Origin of the sequence: Carboxydothermus pertinax, from assembly GCF_001950255.1 — a bacterium.
GTDB lineage: Bacteria > Bacillota > Z-2901 > Carboxydothermales > Carboxydothermaceae > Carboxydothermus > Carboxydothermus pertinax.
Window position 1 is genome coordinate 80,829 of record NZ_BDJK01000055.1, and the last position, 15,086, is coordinate 95,914.

The 15,086-nt window shown below is 45.2% G+C and carries 14 protein-coding genes; 13 read left to right on the top strand and 1 reads right to left on the bottom strand.

Translation table 11 applies throughout. From position 1 onward, the window contains the following. Nucleotides 1-219 precede the first annotated feature (219 nt). Genes cpu_RS10360 through cpu_RS10370 form a run of 3 tightly spaced genes read left to right on the top strand, consistent with a single transcriptional unit; the run spans nt 220 to nt 3,459 of the window. Nucleotides 220-1,458, top strand: coding sequence for an iron-containing alcohol dehydrogenase (locus cpu_RS10360; RefSeq protein WP_075859915.1), 1,239 nt, complete (start codon nt 220-222; stop codon nt 1,456-1,458). Next, nucleotides 1,458-3,251 carry an aldehyde ferredoxin oxidoreductase family protein gene (locus tag cpu_RS10365; protein ID WP_075859916.1) on the top strand — a complete coding sequence of 598 codons (1,794 nt, stop codon included), beginning with the start codon at nt 1,458-1,460 and terminating at the stop codon, nt 3,249-3,251. The genes cpu_RS10360 and cpu_RS10365 overlap by 1 nt, the downstream gene beginning before the upstream one ends. Continuing rightward, nucleotides 3,244-3,459, top strand: a complete 216-nt coding sequence (locus cpu_RS10370; protein WP_075859917.1) for a MoaD/ThiS family protein — start codon at nt 3,244-3,246, stop codon at nt 3,457-3,459. The genes cpu_RS10365 and cpu_RS10370 overlap by 8 nt, the downstream gene beginning before the upstream one ends. Before the next feature lie 37 nt (nt 3,460-3,496). Here the strand turns inward: cpu_RS10370 and cpu_RS10375 are convergent, their stop codons facing one another. Continuing rightward, complete coding sequence (locus cpu_RS10375; RefSeq protein ID WP_075859918.1) at nt 3,497-4,297, bottom strand: IclR family transcriptional regulator; 801 nt, start codon at nt 4,295-4,297, stop codon at nt 3,497-3,499. A 170-nt stretch (nt 4,298-4,467) separates the two neighbouring features. On the opposite strand from cpu_RS10375, the gene cpu_RS10380 reads away from it, so the two are divergent. The 10 genes from cpu_RS10380 to cpu_RS10425 all read left to right on the top strand — a co-directional run bounded on the left by cpu_RS10380 (nt 4,468) and on the right by cpu_RS10425 (nt 14,997). Then, nucleotides 4,468-5,622, top strand: a complete 1,155-nt coding sequence (locus cpu_RS10380) for an acyl-CoA dehydrogenase family protein (protein WP_075859919.1) — start codon at nt 4,468-4,470, stop codon at nt 5,620-5,622. Between the two features lie 16 nt (nt 5,623-5,638). Next, nucleotides 5,639-6,814, top strand: coding sequence for a thiolase domain-containing protein (locus cpu_RS10385; RefSeq protein WP_075859920.1), 1,176 nt, complete (start codon nt 5,639-5,641; stop codon nt 6,812-6,814). A 2-nt stretch (nt 6,815-6,816) separates the two neighbouring features. After that, a complete protein-coding gene (locus tag cpu_RS10390; protein ID WP_075859921.1) occupies nt 6,817-7,824 on the top strand; it encodes a hydroxymethylglutaryl-CoA synthase in 1,008 nt (335 codons plus the stop codon). 11 nt (nt 7,825-7,835) lie between these two features. After that, nucleotides 7,836-8,264 (top strand): Zn-ribbon domain-containing OB-fold protein, encoded by a 429-nt coding sequence (locus tag cpu_RS10395; RefSeq protein ID WP_011344636.1) that lies wholly within the window; start codon nt 7,836-7,838, stop codon nt 8,262-8,264. Nucleotides 8,265-8,317: 53 nt separating this feature from the next. Further along, complete coding sequence (locus cpu_RS10400; RefSeq protein ID WP_075859922.1) at nt 8,318-9,187, top strand: 3-hydroxyacyl-CoA dehydrogenase family protein; 870 nt, start codon at nt 8,318-8,320, stop codon at nt 9,185-9,187. A gap of 18 nt (nt 9,188-9,205) precedes the next feature. Next, nucleotides 9,206-9,979, top strand: a complete 774-nt coding sequence (locus tag cpu_RS10405) for an enoyl-CoA hydratase-related protein (protein ID WP_075859923.1) — start codon at nt 9,206-9,208, stop codon at nt 9,977-9,979. A 15-nt stretch (nt 9,980-9,994) separates the two neighbouring features. Beyond that, nucleotides 9,995-11,182, top strand: coding sequence for a thiolase family protein (locus cpu_RS10410; protein WP_075859924.1), 1,188 nt, complete (start codon nt 9,995-9,997; stop codon nt 11,180-11,182). 65 nt (nt 11,183-11,247) lie between these two features. Next, the gene (acd, locus tag cpu_RS10415) at nt 11,248-12,408 is read left to right on the top strand and encodes a glutaryl-CoA dehydrogenase Acd (RefSeq protein WP_075859925.1); all 1,161 of its coding nucleotides are present in this window, start codon (nt 11,248-11,250) and stop codon (nt 12,406-12,408) included. Nucleotides 12,409-12,429: 21 nt separating this feature from the next. After that, the gene (locus cpu_RS10420; RefSeq protein WP_075859926.1) at nt 12,430-13,230 is read left to right on the top strand and encodes an enoyl-CoA hydratase/isomerase family protein; all 801 of its coding nucleotides are present in this window, start codon (nt 12,430-12,432) and stop codon (nt 13,228-13,230) included. 120 nt (nt 13,231-13,350) lie between these two features. Next, a complete protein-coding gene (locus tag cpu_RS10425) occupies nt 13,351-14,997 on the top strand; it encodes a long-chain-fatty-acid--CoA ligase (RefSeq protein ID WP_075859927.1) in 1,647 nt (548 codons plus the stop codon). Nucleotides 14,998-15,086 lie beyond the last annotated feature (89 nt).

Sequence of the window (15,086 nt, forward strand, 5' to 3'; positions counted from 1 at the left end):
CATAGTATTTACCGGGTGATGTTCAATATTGCATTTTTAAAAAATGAATGCCATTCATAGTGAAAATATAACAATTAAAGAAAAAAATATTGTTAAATCTGGGCAAAAGAATTATTTTAAAGGTAAACAATTTATTTTATAAAGAACAAAGGAAAAGTGAGAAAATTGTAGAAAATAATAAATAGTCTTTAAATTTTTTGTAAAACTTGGGGGGATAGTATGGAAAGAGGGAAGTACGGTTTTGAAGACCCAGTGCGGCGGCTACTATTTACTTTAGCCGGCACCTCGGGAGTTCGGGGCTTACAGTCAGCGGTCATTGGACCCAGGATTTTAATGGGACCCCGGGCCTTAAACACTCTGGTGGGGATGGGAAAAACAATTTGTCGAAATAATCGGGTACTGATTATTACCGATAAAATCGTAAAACCAAATGCAGAGAAGGTTAAAGAAATCTTCTCTAATGCTGGTTATCACGTTGAAATGTGGGATGAAGTGCAGCCCGAACCTCCGGTGGAAAATATTTTTGCCGGAGTGGAGGCAGTAAAAAATAGCGATGCTTCTCTGATCATCGCTATTGGCGGTGGTTCGGTAATCGATGCCGCTAAGGTAATCTGGCTTTTATATGAAAGACCCGATGTAGATTTTAGAAAATTATCTCCAGTTGATTCCCTTGGGTTAAGAAAAAAGGCGCTGTTTGCCGCAATTCCAACTACAGCTGGAACCGGTTCTGAAGCTACTTCGGCAGCAGTAATAACCGAAGGCGGCCATAAGATGAGTCTCAGCCATCCGGAATTTGTTCCCGACTTTGCCATCCTGGACCCCAATTTTACCGTTTCTCTTCCCCCAAATCTAACCCTCTGGACCGGTGTTGATGCCCTGGCGCATGCGGTAGGAGCGTACTTGAGCGGCTGGGCTAACGAATATACCGATGCTTATGCTTTCCAGGCGATAAAACTAATCTTTAAGTTTTTACCCCGGGCGGTGGCGGATGGTCGGGATTTAGAATCCCGGCAAAAAATGTTAATTGCTGCTAATTTAGCGGGGCTGGCTTTCAGCAATGCTGCTCCTGGTATCGACCATGCGTTGGGGCATACCCTGGGGAAAAAGTTTGGTCTGCACCATGGTTTGTGTGTTGGGGCATTTTTACCCTATGTCTTTGAGTTTTACGCCAGACACTTAACCAAAACCGATGAACTTGCAAAGGCCCTTGGCTTTGGAAAGGGCGAGGAGTTTTTAAATTCGCTGGTCGAGTTTTATAAAAAGCTCGGCTTTACCTTTAAGTTTTCCGATTATCTGCAGGTTAGTGAGGAGGCATTTAAGCAAGCGTTACCGGAGCTGGTTTCCTGGGCGCTTATTGACCCGGTCAGTATTTTAAGCCCCATTCCGGTAACACCAAAAGATTATGAGGAGATTTTTGTGGCATCCTTTTACGGGACGCTGAAAGGAGGCGTACGCTAATGCTGGGTTACACGGGGAAAATAGCGTATATTGACTTATCAAACCGGAAAGTTGAGATAGAGCCTACGCCATTCAAGCTTGCCGAAAAATTTATCGGTGGCAGTGGCCTTGCAGCAAGGCTTCTTTATGATTACATTAAGCCGGAAATTGATCCCCTGGCTCCGGAAGCTTATGTGGCGGTGATGGCTGGCCCGGTTACGGGAACAGCTCTACCGGCTTCTTCTCGTTATGCGGTTTGCGGCCGTTCACCATTAACCGGGTACTGGGGTGAGGCTACCTCTGGCGGTAAATTTGGAGCTTATCTTAAAAGAGCTGGCTTTGATGGTTTAATTATTACCGGTAAAGCTCCGGAGATGGTATATCTTGAAGTCAAAAATGGCAAAGTAGAGATTAAAACCGGCAGCAACTTAAAAGGTCTTGATTCCTATGAAATGCAGGAAGAGCTCAAAAAAGTTTACGGCAATACTGTCAGCATTGCAGGCATTGGGGTAGCCGGCGAAAGGTTAATGCCGATGGCTGCGGTGATGAACGACCACGGTCGGGCTGCCGGAAGAATGGGTTTTGGAGCGGTTTTTGGCAGTAAAAACTTAAAAGCCATCGTAGTCGACGGACAGGGAGAAGTACCGGTTGCTGCTAAAGAAGAGCTGAAAGAATTGGCAAAGCAATTAACGGCTGCTTATAAAAAGGAAATGGAGCTCTTTACCCAGTACGGGACTTTAGGATATCTGGATATTGGCTATTATTTTGGCGATACTCCGGTGAAATATTTTACCAAAGGGTTATTTCCGATAGATAAGGTCAATGCCAGAAAGTTCAGAGAAGAATATTCAATTCATCCCAAAGCCTGCTGGGGTTGTCCAATTGCCTGTGGACGTGAACTTAATTTTAAAGGTAGAATTGTTGATGGGCCCGAATACGAAACAGCGGTAACTTACGGACCGCTTGTGGAAAACTTTGATATGGATACTATTGTTGAAGCCAATGATATTGCCAACCGTTATGGCTTTGACACTATTTCCACCGGTGTTAGCCTGGCCTTTTTAACGTACTTAAAAGAAGAGAATTTGCTCCCCGAAAACTTGAAGGCCGAAGTGCCTGATTTTGGAGATAGCAAGGGAATTCTTGAAGCGTTAAGACTAACCGGAGAAAACAGCGGCATTGGTCAACTGATAGGCAAGGGAGTAGCCAGAGTTGCCGAAGAGCTTGGCTTGTCTCAGGACTATGCTGCGGCTGTAAGAAGATTGGAGATACCCATGCATGAGCCGAGAGCCTTTACCGGTCAGGCGTTATCTTATGTAACCGGTCCCCGGGGAGCCTGTCATTTAAGAGGAAGCTTCTTTGAAGTTGACTTGGGGATTGTAAAGGATCCGGACTTTGGAGTAGTGCCGGGACCGAGGTTTAACCTTGATGGCCGGGTTGAAGCAGTAGTGAAATTCCAGAGCTTACGGGAACTTGATAACTGCCTTGTAAAATGCAGCTTTGCTTTTACACCATTAAAGGCTGTAGTGGGTGCTCTCTCTTATACTACCGGAGTTGCCTGGACGCCGGAAAAAGTGGTCGAAGCAGCAAACAATTCGATTACAATTAAGAGAGCTATTTCCTTTAATTTGGGAAACAGTCCGGCCGATGATAGGTTACCCGGTCATGTAAAAAAGCCTCTTACCGAAGGGGGAGCCTTTGGTAACGTTCCGGAGATTGAAAAATACTTGCCTGAATTTTATCAACTTCGGGGCTGGAATTCCGATGGCACCATATCCCGGGAATTTTTAGCGAGGTTACTGGCGGATGATTAAAGTTAAGGTAAATTATGCTTTAATTTATGACCTTCCCAAAGAAGAAATTGAACTTGCGGCAGGAAGTATTGAAGAGTTAAAGGAGTTTTTAGCAGCAAGACTTAAAAATCCCTTTAGTATTGCGGTTAACGGACAGATAGCAACTGACAACCAGCTGCTAAAAGATGGCGATGAAGTATTTGTCTTTCCCTTCTTAAGCGGTGGTTAAAAGGAAAACACCCCGAAGGTTTAATTTCGGGGTGTTGTTACATATCGGAAAAAATAGCGGTGATTTTTTGCGCGGTAGTTTTAACTTTGTCAGCGTAAAAATTAATTGTTTCTTCATTCACTGAAGAAGCAAGCCCAATACACGATACAACCATGCGAACACTTCCGCTGTTATCAAAAACAGGAGCGCTAATGCCAAAAACCCCTGGAGTGTGTTCTTCAAAGCTCACCGCATAACCTTGTTCCCGGATTACTTCTAAGCTTTGAAAAAATTCCTCGACATTGGTAATACTTTTGTCGGTAAATTGCTTGATTCCTACCTCTTTAACAATTTCCCGCACTTCATTTTCTGGAAGAAAAGCTAAGTAACACTTGCCGAAAGAAGCACTGGTTACCGGAAACGATTGACCGATACTGACGGTAATCCGTACTGCTGCTTCCGGCTCTTCTTTGGCAATATAAACCAGGCGATTATTGGCGATTGGCTCTACAAGGACACAGGTTTGTTTGGTGGTTTCTGCTAATTCTTTTAAATACTGCTTAGCAATTTTTAAGTAGTCGTTGAATTCGGAAGCCCGGCTACCTAAAACAATTAAATAAGATCCCAGGCTGAACTGCCTGGTGGTTTTGTCATAGGATACCAGCCGGTAATCCAGAAGAACTTTTAATATCCGGTGGCAGGAACTTTTATTGATATTTAAGTCCCGGGAGATTTCAGCAAGGGTGCGGTTTTTATTCCGGTATCTACTTAAGTAAGTTAAGATTTTGATAGCCATTTCCACGGCCGGGGCTCCCGATTTATTTTCTTTTTCTACTAATTCTTTTTCTTCTAAAGACATAATGTCACCTCTCCCGAAAATATCATAACACTGCAAATTACCCAAAGGAATAGTAAGAAAATTTAAAAATTTTCTTTAGAAGTTATTGACATAAAATTCTAACAAACATTATACTATATATAAGACAATTATTTCATATATAAAACAAAAAAGCAAGAGGGAGGGGCGCTATGGATTTCACGATCAGTGAAGAACTGCAAATGATGGTGCAGACGGTCAAGGATTTTGTGGATAACGAAGTCGACCCTATCAGCCAGCAAATTGATGAAGAAGACCGGGTGCCGGAGGAAATCATCCAAAAAGCAAGAGAACTTGGACTTTTTGGTTTAAGCATCCCGGAAGAGTATGGTGGTGTAGGTAGTATCGGGATGCTCGGGAAATGTATTATTTATGAGCAGCTCGGCCGCACGGCCAATGGTTTTACTACTCTTATAGGTGCCCATACGGGGATTGGAACTACCGGGATTGTGGAATTAGGAACGGAGGAACAAAAGAAAAAATATCTGCCAGCCTTAGCTTCTGGTGAAAAGCTTGCTGCTTTTGCTTTAACTGAGCCCGAAGCGGGTTCTGATGCCGCCAGTATAAAAACTACCGCCGTAAAAAAAGGAGACCGCTATATCTTAAACGGGGTAAAGCACTTTATCACCAATGGTCCCGATGCCGATGTATTTACCATTATCGCCGTTACTGATAAAAATAAAGGGGCCAAAGGCGGCACCACCGCATTTATAGTAGAAAAAAATTTTCCAGGCTTTAAAGTAGGAACCATTGAAAAGAAAATGGGACTACGCGGTTCTCATACCTCGGAAATTATTTTGGAAGACTGCGAAGTACCGGAAGAAAATGTTTTGGGTAATATCGGTGAAGGATATATCAACGCTTTAAAAATATTAGCTAAAGGCCGGGTAGGACTTGCTGCCCGCTGTGTTGGTTCGATGCAGAAACTATTGGAGTTGGCCACCAAGTACGCCCAGCAGCGGGTCCAGTTTGGAAAACCCATTTCGTCCTTCCAGGCAATTCAGCATATGCTGGCCGAAATGGCCGTAGATATTGAAGCAACCAAATGGTTTGCCTACCGGGTAGCCTGGCTTGTGGACCAGGGAGCAAAGGTCATTAAAGAGGCTGCTGCCGTCAAACTGTTTGCTTCGGAAGCTTATGGCCGGGTGGTCGATAAAGCGGTACAGATTTTTGGCGGCATGGGTTATATGAAAGAGTTTCCCATTGAAAGATACTACCGGGATGCCCGGATTACCAGGATTTATGAAGGGACTTCGGAAATTCAGAAAAATATCATAGCTTCCCAGATTTTAAAGGAACTGGGTTAATAAAGAGGTGGCTTGCATGCGGCGGGTTGCCATCATTGGAGCCGGGCAAACCCCCTACGGCGATTTTCCCGGGCTGGGGGTTAAAGAGCTTTTTGCCATGGCCTTTAAAGAAATGCTCGAGAGCGTTGATAAAGGTATTGACCCCCGGGAAATTCAGCAGGCCTATATTGGCTCTTTAAGTGCCGGCAGTGGGTTTCAATTAGGACAGCTTGCTCCCTTATTAATGGGACATGTGGGTTTACCCAATGTTCCGGCGGTAAGGGTGGAAAATGCCTGTGCTTCGGGTGGATTTGCTTTATATAATGCGATTAATGCGGTTGCTTCCGGACAGTGCGATATAGCTCTTGCTGCCGGGGTTGAAAAAATGCGGGATGTTTCTTCGACCAAAGCCAAATACTGGCTTGGGATTTCCGGCGATACCGAGTTTGAAAGACTGGCAGGCTTAACTTTTGCCGGGATTTACGCTATAATTGCCCGGCGCTATATGGAGGAATACGGCCTTACCCGGGAGCAGCTGGCCAAAGTAGCGGTGAAAAACCACTATCACGGCAAAATGAATCCCAAGGCTCAGTTTCGCCAGGAAATAACGGTGGAAACGGTGTTAAAGGGAGCACCGGTAGCTGATCCCTTTACGGTGTGGGACTGCTCACCTACCAGTGACGGAGCAGCGGTTGTTTTACTTTGCAGTGAAGACCGGGTAAAAGAGTTTACCGACCATCCAGTCTTTATCATCGGCTATGGAATTGGGTCCGATTACCTGGCTTTGCAGGATCGAGACAGTATTACAAGTTTTAAAGCCACCCGGCAGGCAAGCGCCAGAGCTTACCGGATGGCCGGAATAACTCCAAAAGAAATTGATTTTGCGGAAGTGCATGACTGCTTTACTATTGCCGAAATTTTAGCTTACGGTGACCTTGGCTTTGGCGAAAAGGGAGAGGTGATTAGGCTATTGGAAGAAGGGGAGACCTACCTTGGTGGACGCCTTCCGGTAAATGTCAGCGGCGGACTTAAAAGTAAGGGCCATCCTATTGGAGCTACCGGCTGCGGTCAGGCTTACGAAGTGTTTAACCAGCTCCGGGGAAGGGCCAAAAATCCGGAGCGCCAGATAAAAAATGCCGAAGTAGGCTTATCCCACAATGTAGGCGGTTCCGGAGGAACGGCAGCGGTGTTTATTTACCGGAGGGAGGGGTAGCGATGGATGTAGGGATAGTAAGTTACGGCACCTATTTCCCCGGCCTTAGAATAACCAGGAGCGAATACCAGAAAGCCTTGGGCAGCTGCGGAGCAAACTTCAGTGAGAAAACAGTTGCCGATTTTGATGAAGATTCGTTAACGATGGGTATAGCTGCTGCCAGGGATGCTCTTTTTGAAGGTATAAATCCTGAAGAAATTTCCCTTTTGACCTGGGCTTCCACTAGTCCACCTTACAGTGAAAAATTGCTTGCCGGCAGTATTGCGGAAATGCTCGGACTTAAAAAAAATCTTTTTTCAGCTGAATACGGCCAATCTACCCGGGCCGGCGGTGAGGCTTTTTTAACGGCAGTAAGCTTAGTAAAAGGAGGCTTTGGCCAAAAAGCTCTGGTTATCGTGGCTGATACTCCCAGGGCTAATGTTAAAGACCCCATTGAGCACGGACTGGCTGCAGGCAGTGCTGCCTTTATCCTGGGAACAGAAAATCCTCTGGCTGTGGTAGATAACTTTGTAGCTCTGGTTCAGGAAAATTTAGGCGAACGTTTTCGCAAAGCTGGCAGCGGTGAAATAAAAGATATTGGCGTTAAAACCTTTACCGGTGAGGCCTATCAAAAGTTGATAACAAAGGCGGTAACCGAACTTTTGGAAAAAGAAAATTTAAAGCCGGCTGATTACAATTATGCTGTATTTCACGAAATTGAAAGCCGCCTTCCCCTGAAAGCTGGCAAAAAACTTGGTTTTACTGACGAACAAATGCTACCAGGCCTGCTTTACGATAATACGGGTGATACCGGTGCTGCTTCTCCCTTTTTAAGTCTGGTGGCAGTTCTGGACCGGGCTAAACCGGGAGAAAAAGTAATTGTAGCTACTTATGGTTCCGGTGCCGGGGTGATAGCTTTTAGCCTGACAGTGAAAAAACCAGCAAATAGAGTGCCGGTTCGAGAAAAGCTTGCCTCCGGGAAAAAATATTTAAATTTTATTCAGTACCTCAGAGTTAAGAGATATTTATAAGGGGTGAAGCCATGGGTGCGCATATTTCCATCCCCATGTACCAGCGGGCGGTAAAACAGAGATACCGCCTGGTAGGTTTAAAATGCTCCAACTGCGGTCAAATAATTTTTCCGCCCAAGGCTGGCTGTAAATCCTGCGGGGCGCTGGATAATTTTACCGAAGTGCAATTAAGCGGGCGCGGCAAAATTTATTCCTATACCGTTATTGCTGGAGCGGGAGCGCCTCCGGAATTTTCCGAAGAAGCGGCATACCGGGGAGCTTATCCGGTGGTGCTGGTGGAATTGGAGGAAGGTCCCCGGATTATAGCTCAATTGACCGAACCGGTACCGGCAGAAATTAAAATTGGGATGCCGGTGGAGATGGTTTTAAGGCAAATTTACACGGAAGAAGACGTAATCCGCTATGGTTACAAGTTTAAAGTTCTTGAAGGAGAGAAATAAAGCTGGCAAAAGTAATTGCCGGCAGTGAAAAAAATAAGAGGGAGGTATCTTCTATGGAAGTTAAAAAAATTTGTGTTGTTGGGGCCGGAAACATGGGTCACCAAATTTCCTTAGCTGCTGCTCTTGCCGGCTACCAGGTAACCTGTACCGACATCAACGAAGAAATCCTGAACAAAGCCAAAAAATTTGTAGAAACCTATCTTCCTGAAAGAGTAGCCAAAGGAAAACTTACCGAGGAAGTAGCCAATCAAGCTAAAGCCAATTTAACCTTTACCACCAGTTTAGAAGAAGCTTGCAAGGATGCAGATTTTGTAATTGAAGCAGTTATTGAAAAGCTTGATGTTAAGCGGGAGTTATTTAAAAAGCTTGATGAACTAACTCCACCCCACGCAATCTTAGCAACCAACAGTTCTTATATAGTAAGTTCTAAAATCGCCGATGTGACCAAGCGGCCGGAAAAAGTTTTAAACATGCACTTCTTTAACCCGGCTTTGGTGATGAAGCTGGTAGAAGTAGTGAAAGGACCGCATGTAGGAGACGAAGCGGTAGAAGTTACCATGGACCTGGCCCGGAAGATGGGAAAAACCCCGGTTTTACTGCAGAAAGAAATTTACGGCTTTTTGGTCAACCGGATTTTAGCTGCTATTAAAGCTGAAGCTTTCTACTTATACGAAATCGGGATTGCGGATTATAAAGATATTGACATAGCCGTTGAGCTTGGCCTTGGCCACCCCATGGGGCCGTTTAGATTGATGGATTTAACTGGAATTGATTTAACTTATTATGTTGAGATGGAAAAATACCGGGAAACCCGGGATCCAAACATGAAACCGTCTCCCACAGTAGTGGAAAAATACGTGAAAGGTGAGTGGGGCCGAAAAGTGGGTAAAGGCTTTTATGACTACACCCAGGAAAAGAAATAAATTTATGGGGGAGATAACGTGGAATTTGAAAAAATTAAATTAGAAATTACCGATGGTTATGCGGTTTTATATTTAAATAATCCTCCGGTCAATGCCTTAGGGCAAAAAGTTTTAAAAGACATCCAAAAAGCTCTGCAGGAAATTGAGAAAAATCCCGAGATTCGGGCGGTAATAATTAGCGGGGAAGGAAGCAAGGTTTTCTGTGCCGGGGCAGATATCACGGAATTTGCTGATCGGGCTAAAGGGATTTTACCGGAAGTGGAAGGAAGTGTTCTTTTCCGGCAAATTGAGCTTTTCCCCAAGCCGGTGATTGCTGCGCTAAACGGTAGTTCTTACGGCGGCGGCACGGAACTTGCGATAAGCTGCCATTTGCGTATCTTAGCGGCAGAGGCATCAATGGCTTTAACCGAAGTTAAGCTTGGGATTATCCCTGGCTGGGGCGGAACTCAAAGGCTGCCGCGGCTTATCGGCAAAACAAAAGCTTTGGAAGTAATGCTCACCGGGGAGCCTATTACTGCTGAGGAAGCATTAAAATACGGTTTGGTAAATAAAGTGGTACCTAAAGACCAGGTACTGGCAGAAGCCCGGGCTTTAGCGGCGAAGCTTGCTAAGGGGGCTCCTATCGCTATGCGGGAAATTTTGCGAGCAGTAACCTTGGGCCTGGATACTACTATTGAAGAAGGTTTAAAAATAGAAAAAGAAGGATCCAAAATAGTGTTTAGCAGTGAAGATGCGGTAGAAGGAAGAACTGCTTTCTTTGAAAAACGGCCGCCGAATTTTAAAGGCCGCTAAAAGGGGAGGGGTAAAATGACGGATGCGGTGATTGTGGGGGCGGTACGGACCCCCATTGCCAAAGAAAAAGGAGCATTAAAAGACCTGCCGCCGGAGGTTTATGCGGCGGAGGTCATCAAAGAAGTAGTAAAGCGTAGTGGCTTAAAAGATCCTCTGGAAGTAGATGAAGTGATTTTTGGACACTGTCTGGGGGCAGTGGGCTGTATGGGACGGGTGGCCTGGTTAAAAGCGGGCTTGCCTTTGGAAGTTCCGGCAATTACGATAGACCGGCAGTGCGGCTCTGGTTCTACTACTGTAAATTTAGCGGCTTCTCTTATCTGGGGCGGGGTTGGCGAGCTTTATCTGGCCGGTGGAGTGGAAAGCATGACCCGCCAGCCTTACCTGATGGAAAGGCCTACTGAAGCCTTTCAGCGGACTGCTCCTGCCTGGATACCAAGAAGAACCTTAGCTCCAGCAGAAATAGGTGACCCTCCTATGGGAATTACGGCGGAAAATGTTGCGGAATGCTGGCAGATCAGCCGGGAAGAGCAGGATGAGTTTGCTTATTTAAGTCAGAAAAAAGCTGCTCGCGCATTAAAAGAAGGGCGGTTTAAGGAGCAAATTGTTCCAATTACGATTCCGCAAAAAAAAGGCGATCCTATAATTTTTGATCAGGATGAACATCCCAGGCCCAACACCACTATAGAAGCTTTAGCCAAACTTCCGCCAGCCTTTAAGCCCGGCGGCACCGTAACTGCTGGCAACTCTTCGGGGATAAATGACGGCGCCGCTGCTTTATTAATTGCCAGCCGGCAGAAAGCCGAAAAATTGGGGTTAAAGCCTATGGCCAGAATAGTAGGTCATGCGGCTGCCGGAGTTGATCCCAATATTATGGGGATTGGTCCGGTTCCTGCAGTGAAAAAAGTTTTAGCTAAAACCGGCTTAACTTTAAATGACATTGATGTTATTGAGCTAAATGAAGCCTTTGCTTCTCAGTCAATTGCCGTATGCCGGGAACTGGGCATTGACTGGCGGGATGAAGAAAAATTTAATCCCAATGGCGGAGCAATAGCTTTGGGCCACCCGATTGCGGCGTCGCTGGCTATCCTGGTGGTTAAAGCGGTTTATGAACTAAAACGCCGTCAGGGTAGATATGCTCTGATAACTGCTTGCTGCGGTGGAGGTCAGGGAGTAGCTACGATCATTGAAAATATCGGCGATTAAACACACCAAATAAAGCGGCCAAAGGAATTGGCCGCTTTTTTAAAAAAGTTAAGGAAGTGAGGAGCATGAACTTTGATTTAACGGAGGATTTACTGGCTATTAAGCGTTTAGCCCGGGAATTTGCCGAAAAAGAAGTAAAACCCACTGCTGATGCCGACGATAAAGCCCACCGCTTTCGCCGGGATCTCGTGCGCAAAATGGGGGAACTTGGTTTTTTGGGCTGCATTATTCCTGAGCAATACGGAGGAAATGGCTTAGGGTATCAGGCGGTGGCAATTTTATGTGAAGAAATAGCCCGGGTGCACAGTTCTCTTAGAATTATCTTTGCTGCCAATACTTTAGGTCCTGGAGTTACTATTTACCGTTACGGAACTGAAGAAGCGAAAAAGAAGTATTTACCCGGTCTTGTCAGTGGTGCTTTAATAGGATGTTTTGCTATTACTGAACCCAATGCTGGTTCTGACGTGGCTTCCATGACCACAAAAGCTACCCGTGATGGGGATTACTATATTTTAAACGGGAGCAAAATGTGGATATCACTGGCACCGGTAGCGGATATTGCCTTAGTTTATGCCTATACCGACCCATCCCGGAGGGCCAAAGGGATGTCGGCTTTTATTGTGGACTTAAACAGCGAAGGTATCACTATTGAACCCATTGAGGAAAAACTGGGAAACTGGGCGTCACCGGTGGGGGCGATTACTTTTGAAAATGTCCGGATTCCCGGTGAAAACTTATTAGGGCAGGAAGGGCAGGGTTTTAAAATTTGCATGCAGCAATTAGATGATACCAGGCTCGCTTCAGCCGCTGGGGCGGTTGGGGTAGCTCAGGCCTGCCTGGATGCTGCTGTTGAATATGCCAACACCCGGGAACAGTTCGGGCAAAAAGTTGGTCAGTTTCAGATGATTCAGGACTGGATTGCCCAGCTGGTGGTGGAGATTGAAGCGGCTCGACTTTTAACTTACCGGGCGGCTTTTCTAAAAGATAAAGGAGTACCCAGTACCCGGGAAACATCAATGGCAAAGCTTTTTGCCGGTGAAACCGCCAGCAAATGTGCCGATTATGCTTTAAGAATTTTTAGTGCCTACGGGTATTCGGAAGAGTATCCGGTAGCGCGCTATTTTCGCGATGCCAAGTACTACCAGATAGTGGAAGGAACCAGCAATATTCATAAGCTTATCTTAGCCCAGGATGCCCTGGGCTACCGTAAGGCTAACCGTAATTAAGATTGTTCGAGGGGGGGAAAGATGAGCGCTCAGGAAATTTTATTAGAAAAAAAAGAGGGTATTGCCACTATTACCTTAAACCGTCCTGAAAAAATGAATGCTTTTACGTTAGAAATGATTGACCGGTGGGTTAATTTTTTACAGGAATGCCAGCAGGATGACGCTGTAAAAGTTATTGTTTTAACCGGGAGCGGCAAAGCTTTTTGCACCGGTGGAGATTTAGAATTACTGGAAAAGACAGCCAAAAGCACTCCTCTTGCCAGTAAAAATTTTATCTGGAAGCATATTCAGAAAATACCGCTTTTATTATGGGAAGTAATCGATAAGCCGGTCATTGCGGCTATCAATGGTATGGCGGTGGGAGCCGGGCTTGATATGGCACTGATGTGTGATCTGCGTTTTGCTGCGGAATCGGCCCGCTTTTCCGAGGGATATATTAAGTTGGGCCTGGTTCCGGGGGATGGAGGAGCTTACTTCTTACCCCGTCTTATAGGTATTGCAAAAGCTTTGGAACTTCTCTGGACCGGGGATTTTATTGATGCCAGGGAGGCACATCAACTTGGACTGGTAAACCGGGTTTATCCTGATGATAAATTGCTGGAGGAGACGTATAAATTTGCCGAACGGCTGGTAAAAGGGCCGGAAGTGGCGATTAGAATGATAAAAAGAGCGGTTTATCAGGGGTTAGGGATGGATTTAAGAGCTGCTTTAGACTTAATTTCTTCTCATTTTGCTATAGCGCAGTTTACCGATGACCACCGGGAAGGTTTAAAAGCTATAAAGGAACGTCGGCCTCCGGTGTTTATGACAGAAGATAAGTAGATGAAGATAGAGGAATTAATGCCGGATGTAGAATCACCCAGATTTATGAGTGCACCAATCAGATTAAAATTTTTCGGATATTACGAAAATTAAAAAAATTATTTCATCAGGAGGGGTTTTATGGCTGCCGAAAATACCGCAATGCCCTGGCTAAAGCATTATGTGAAAGGGGTAAGACCGCACATCGACTATCCGGAAAAAACATTACCGGAACTTTTGTGGGAAACGATTGAAAAATATCCGGGAATTATCGCAACCATTTTTTTGGGCGAAAAAATGACGTACAAAGAGTTTGGTGAAAAAGTAAAAAGGTTAACCCGGGCCTTAAGTCAAATTGGGATTAAAAAAGGCGACCGGGTAGCAATTATGCTTCCCAACTCACCCCAGTTTGTAATGAGCTATTTTGCCATCTTATCTCTGGGCGGGATTGTCGTTCAGCTTAATCCCATGTACGTCGAGCGGGAAATTGAGTATTACTTAAACGACTCCGGTGCTGAAACAATTATTTTGTTAGACGGTTTATACTCGCGAGTTCAGGCGATAAAAGAAAATACCTCACTTAAAAATATTATTGTGGTTAATATTCCCCAACTTGGAACCTATTCCGGTGAGTTTGGCCCGGAAGTTTATCACTTTAACGATTTGGTGCTAAATAGTGAGCCGGATGTTCCGGAAGTAGCGGTAAGCCCCGATAATGTGGCAGTTTTGCAATATACGGGCGGGACGACCGGCGTTTCGAAGGGAGCAATGTTAACCCATAAAAATTTAGTAGCTAATGCTTACCAGGTGCGGGAATTTTCCCATCGCCTTTTTGTTCCCGGACAGGAGCGAATTTTAATTGCCTTACCTCTTTTCCATGTTTACGGCATGACCACAGGCATGAATTTAGCTACCTGCTTTGGTGGTACCATGATTTTAGTTCCCAAATTTGAGGCAGGCCTTATTTTAGAGCATATCGATCTTTACCGTCCTACCGCTTTTCCCGGTGCTCCTACCATGTATATTGCTTTACTGAACCATCCGGATCTTACCAGGTATGACTTAAAGTCCATCTACGTTTGCGTTAGCGGTTCCGCTCCTCTGCCGGTAGAGGTCCAGACAAAATTTGAAGAAATTACCGGAGCCATAGTGGTGGAAGGCTACGGTTTGTCAGAAGCTTCACCGGTAACCCACTTAAATCCAATTGGCGGTTTAAGAAAAATTGGTTCGATTGGCATACCTTATCCCGATACTCTTGCTAAAATCGTTGATTTAGAAACGGGGGAAGATTTACCGCCGGGAGAAATTGGCGAGCTGGTAGTAAAAGGGCCGCAGGTCATGAAAGGCTACTGGAACCGACCCGAAGAAACCGCCAGAGCTTTAAGAGATGGCTGGTTATACACCGGTGATATAGCCAAAATGGATGAAGATGGCTTTTTCTACATTGTTGACCGGAAAAAAGACATGATTATTGCCAGCGGTTATAACATTTATCCCCGGGAAGTAGAAGAAGTACTTTATCAGCACCCCAAAGTTAAAGAAGCGATTGTGGTGGGTGTTCCCGATGCTTACCGGGGAGAAACGGTCAAAGCCTATATTGTGGTTAAAGATGGTGAAACCTTAACGGAGCAGGAAGTAATTGAATTCTGTAACGCTCGCCTGGCCAGGTACAAAGTACCGCGCCTGGTGGAATTCAGATCCGAACTTCCCAAAACTGCCGTGGGTAAAGTCTTACGCCGTCTACTGCGGGAGGAAGAACTAAAAAAGCAGGGTAGTGAAAAATCTTGACTAAACCGGTGGTTTCAATTGTAAAGTTAAAAGGTTTAAAAAAGATGACAAAATTTTAAAAAAGCCCAACTTAATTTCCTGACAGGGGT

What these genes read in the sequence shown, in the direction of transcription:
- acd (WP_075859925.1), top strand. Translation starts at nt 11,248, where the DNA reads ATGAACTTTGATTTAACGGAGGATTTACTGGCTATTAAGCGTTTAGCC.
- cpu_RS10385 (WP_075859920.1), top strand. Translation starts at nt 5,639, where the DNA reads ATGCGGCGGGTTGCCATCATTGGAGCCGGGCAAACCCCCTACGGCGAT.
- cpu_RS10380 (WP_075859919.1), top strand. Translation starts at nt 4,468, where the DNA reads ATGGATTTCACGATCAGTGAAGAACTGCAAATGATGGTGCAGACGGTC.
- cpu_RS10410 (WP_075859924.1), top strand. Translation starts at nt 9,995, where the DNA reads ATGACGGATGCGGTGATTGTGGGGGCGGTACGGACCCCCATTGCCAAA.
- cpu_RS10365 (WP_075859916.1), top strand. Translation starts at nt 1,458, where the DNA reads ATGCTGGGTTACACGGGGAAAATAGCGTATATTGACTTATCAAACCGG.
- cpu_RS10395 (WP_011344636.1), top strand. Translation starts at nt 7,836, where the DNA reads ATGGGTGCGCATATTTCCATCCCCATGTACCAGCGGGCGGTAAAACAG.
- cpu_RS10370 (WP_075859917.1), top strand. Translation starts at nt 3,244, where the DNA reads ATGATTAAAGTTAAGGTAAATTATGCTTTAATTTATGACCTTCCCAAA.
- cpu_RS10375 (WP_075859918.1), bottom strand. Translation starts at nt 4,297, where the DNA reads ATGTCTTTAGAAGAAAAAGAATTAGTAGAAAAAGAAAATAAATCGGGA.
- cpu_RS10425 (WP_075859927.1), top strand. Translation starts at nt 13,351, where the DNA reads ATGGCTGCCGAAAATACCGCAATGCCCTGGCTAAAGCATTATGTGAAA.
- cpu_RS10400 (WP_075859922.1), top strand. Translation starts at nt 8,318, where the DNA reads ATGGAAGTTAAAAAAATTTGTGTTGTTGGGGCCGGAAACATGGGTCAC.
- cpu_RS10420 (WP_075859926.1), top strand. Translation starts at nt 12,430, where the DNA reads ATGAGCGCTCAGGAAATTTTATTAGAAAAAAAAGAGGGTATTGCCACT.
- cpu_RS10360 (WP_075859915.1), top strand. Translation starts at nt 220, where the DNA reads ATGGAAAGAGGGAAGTACGGTTTTGAAGACCCAGTGCGGCGGCTACTA.
- cpu_RS10390 (WP_075859921.1), top strand. Translation starts at nt 6,817, where the DNA reads ATGGATGTAGGGATAGTAAGTTACGGCACCTATTTCCCCGGCCTTAGA.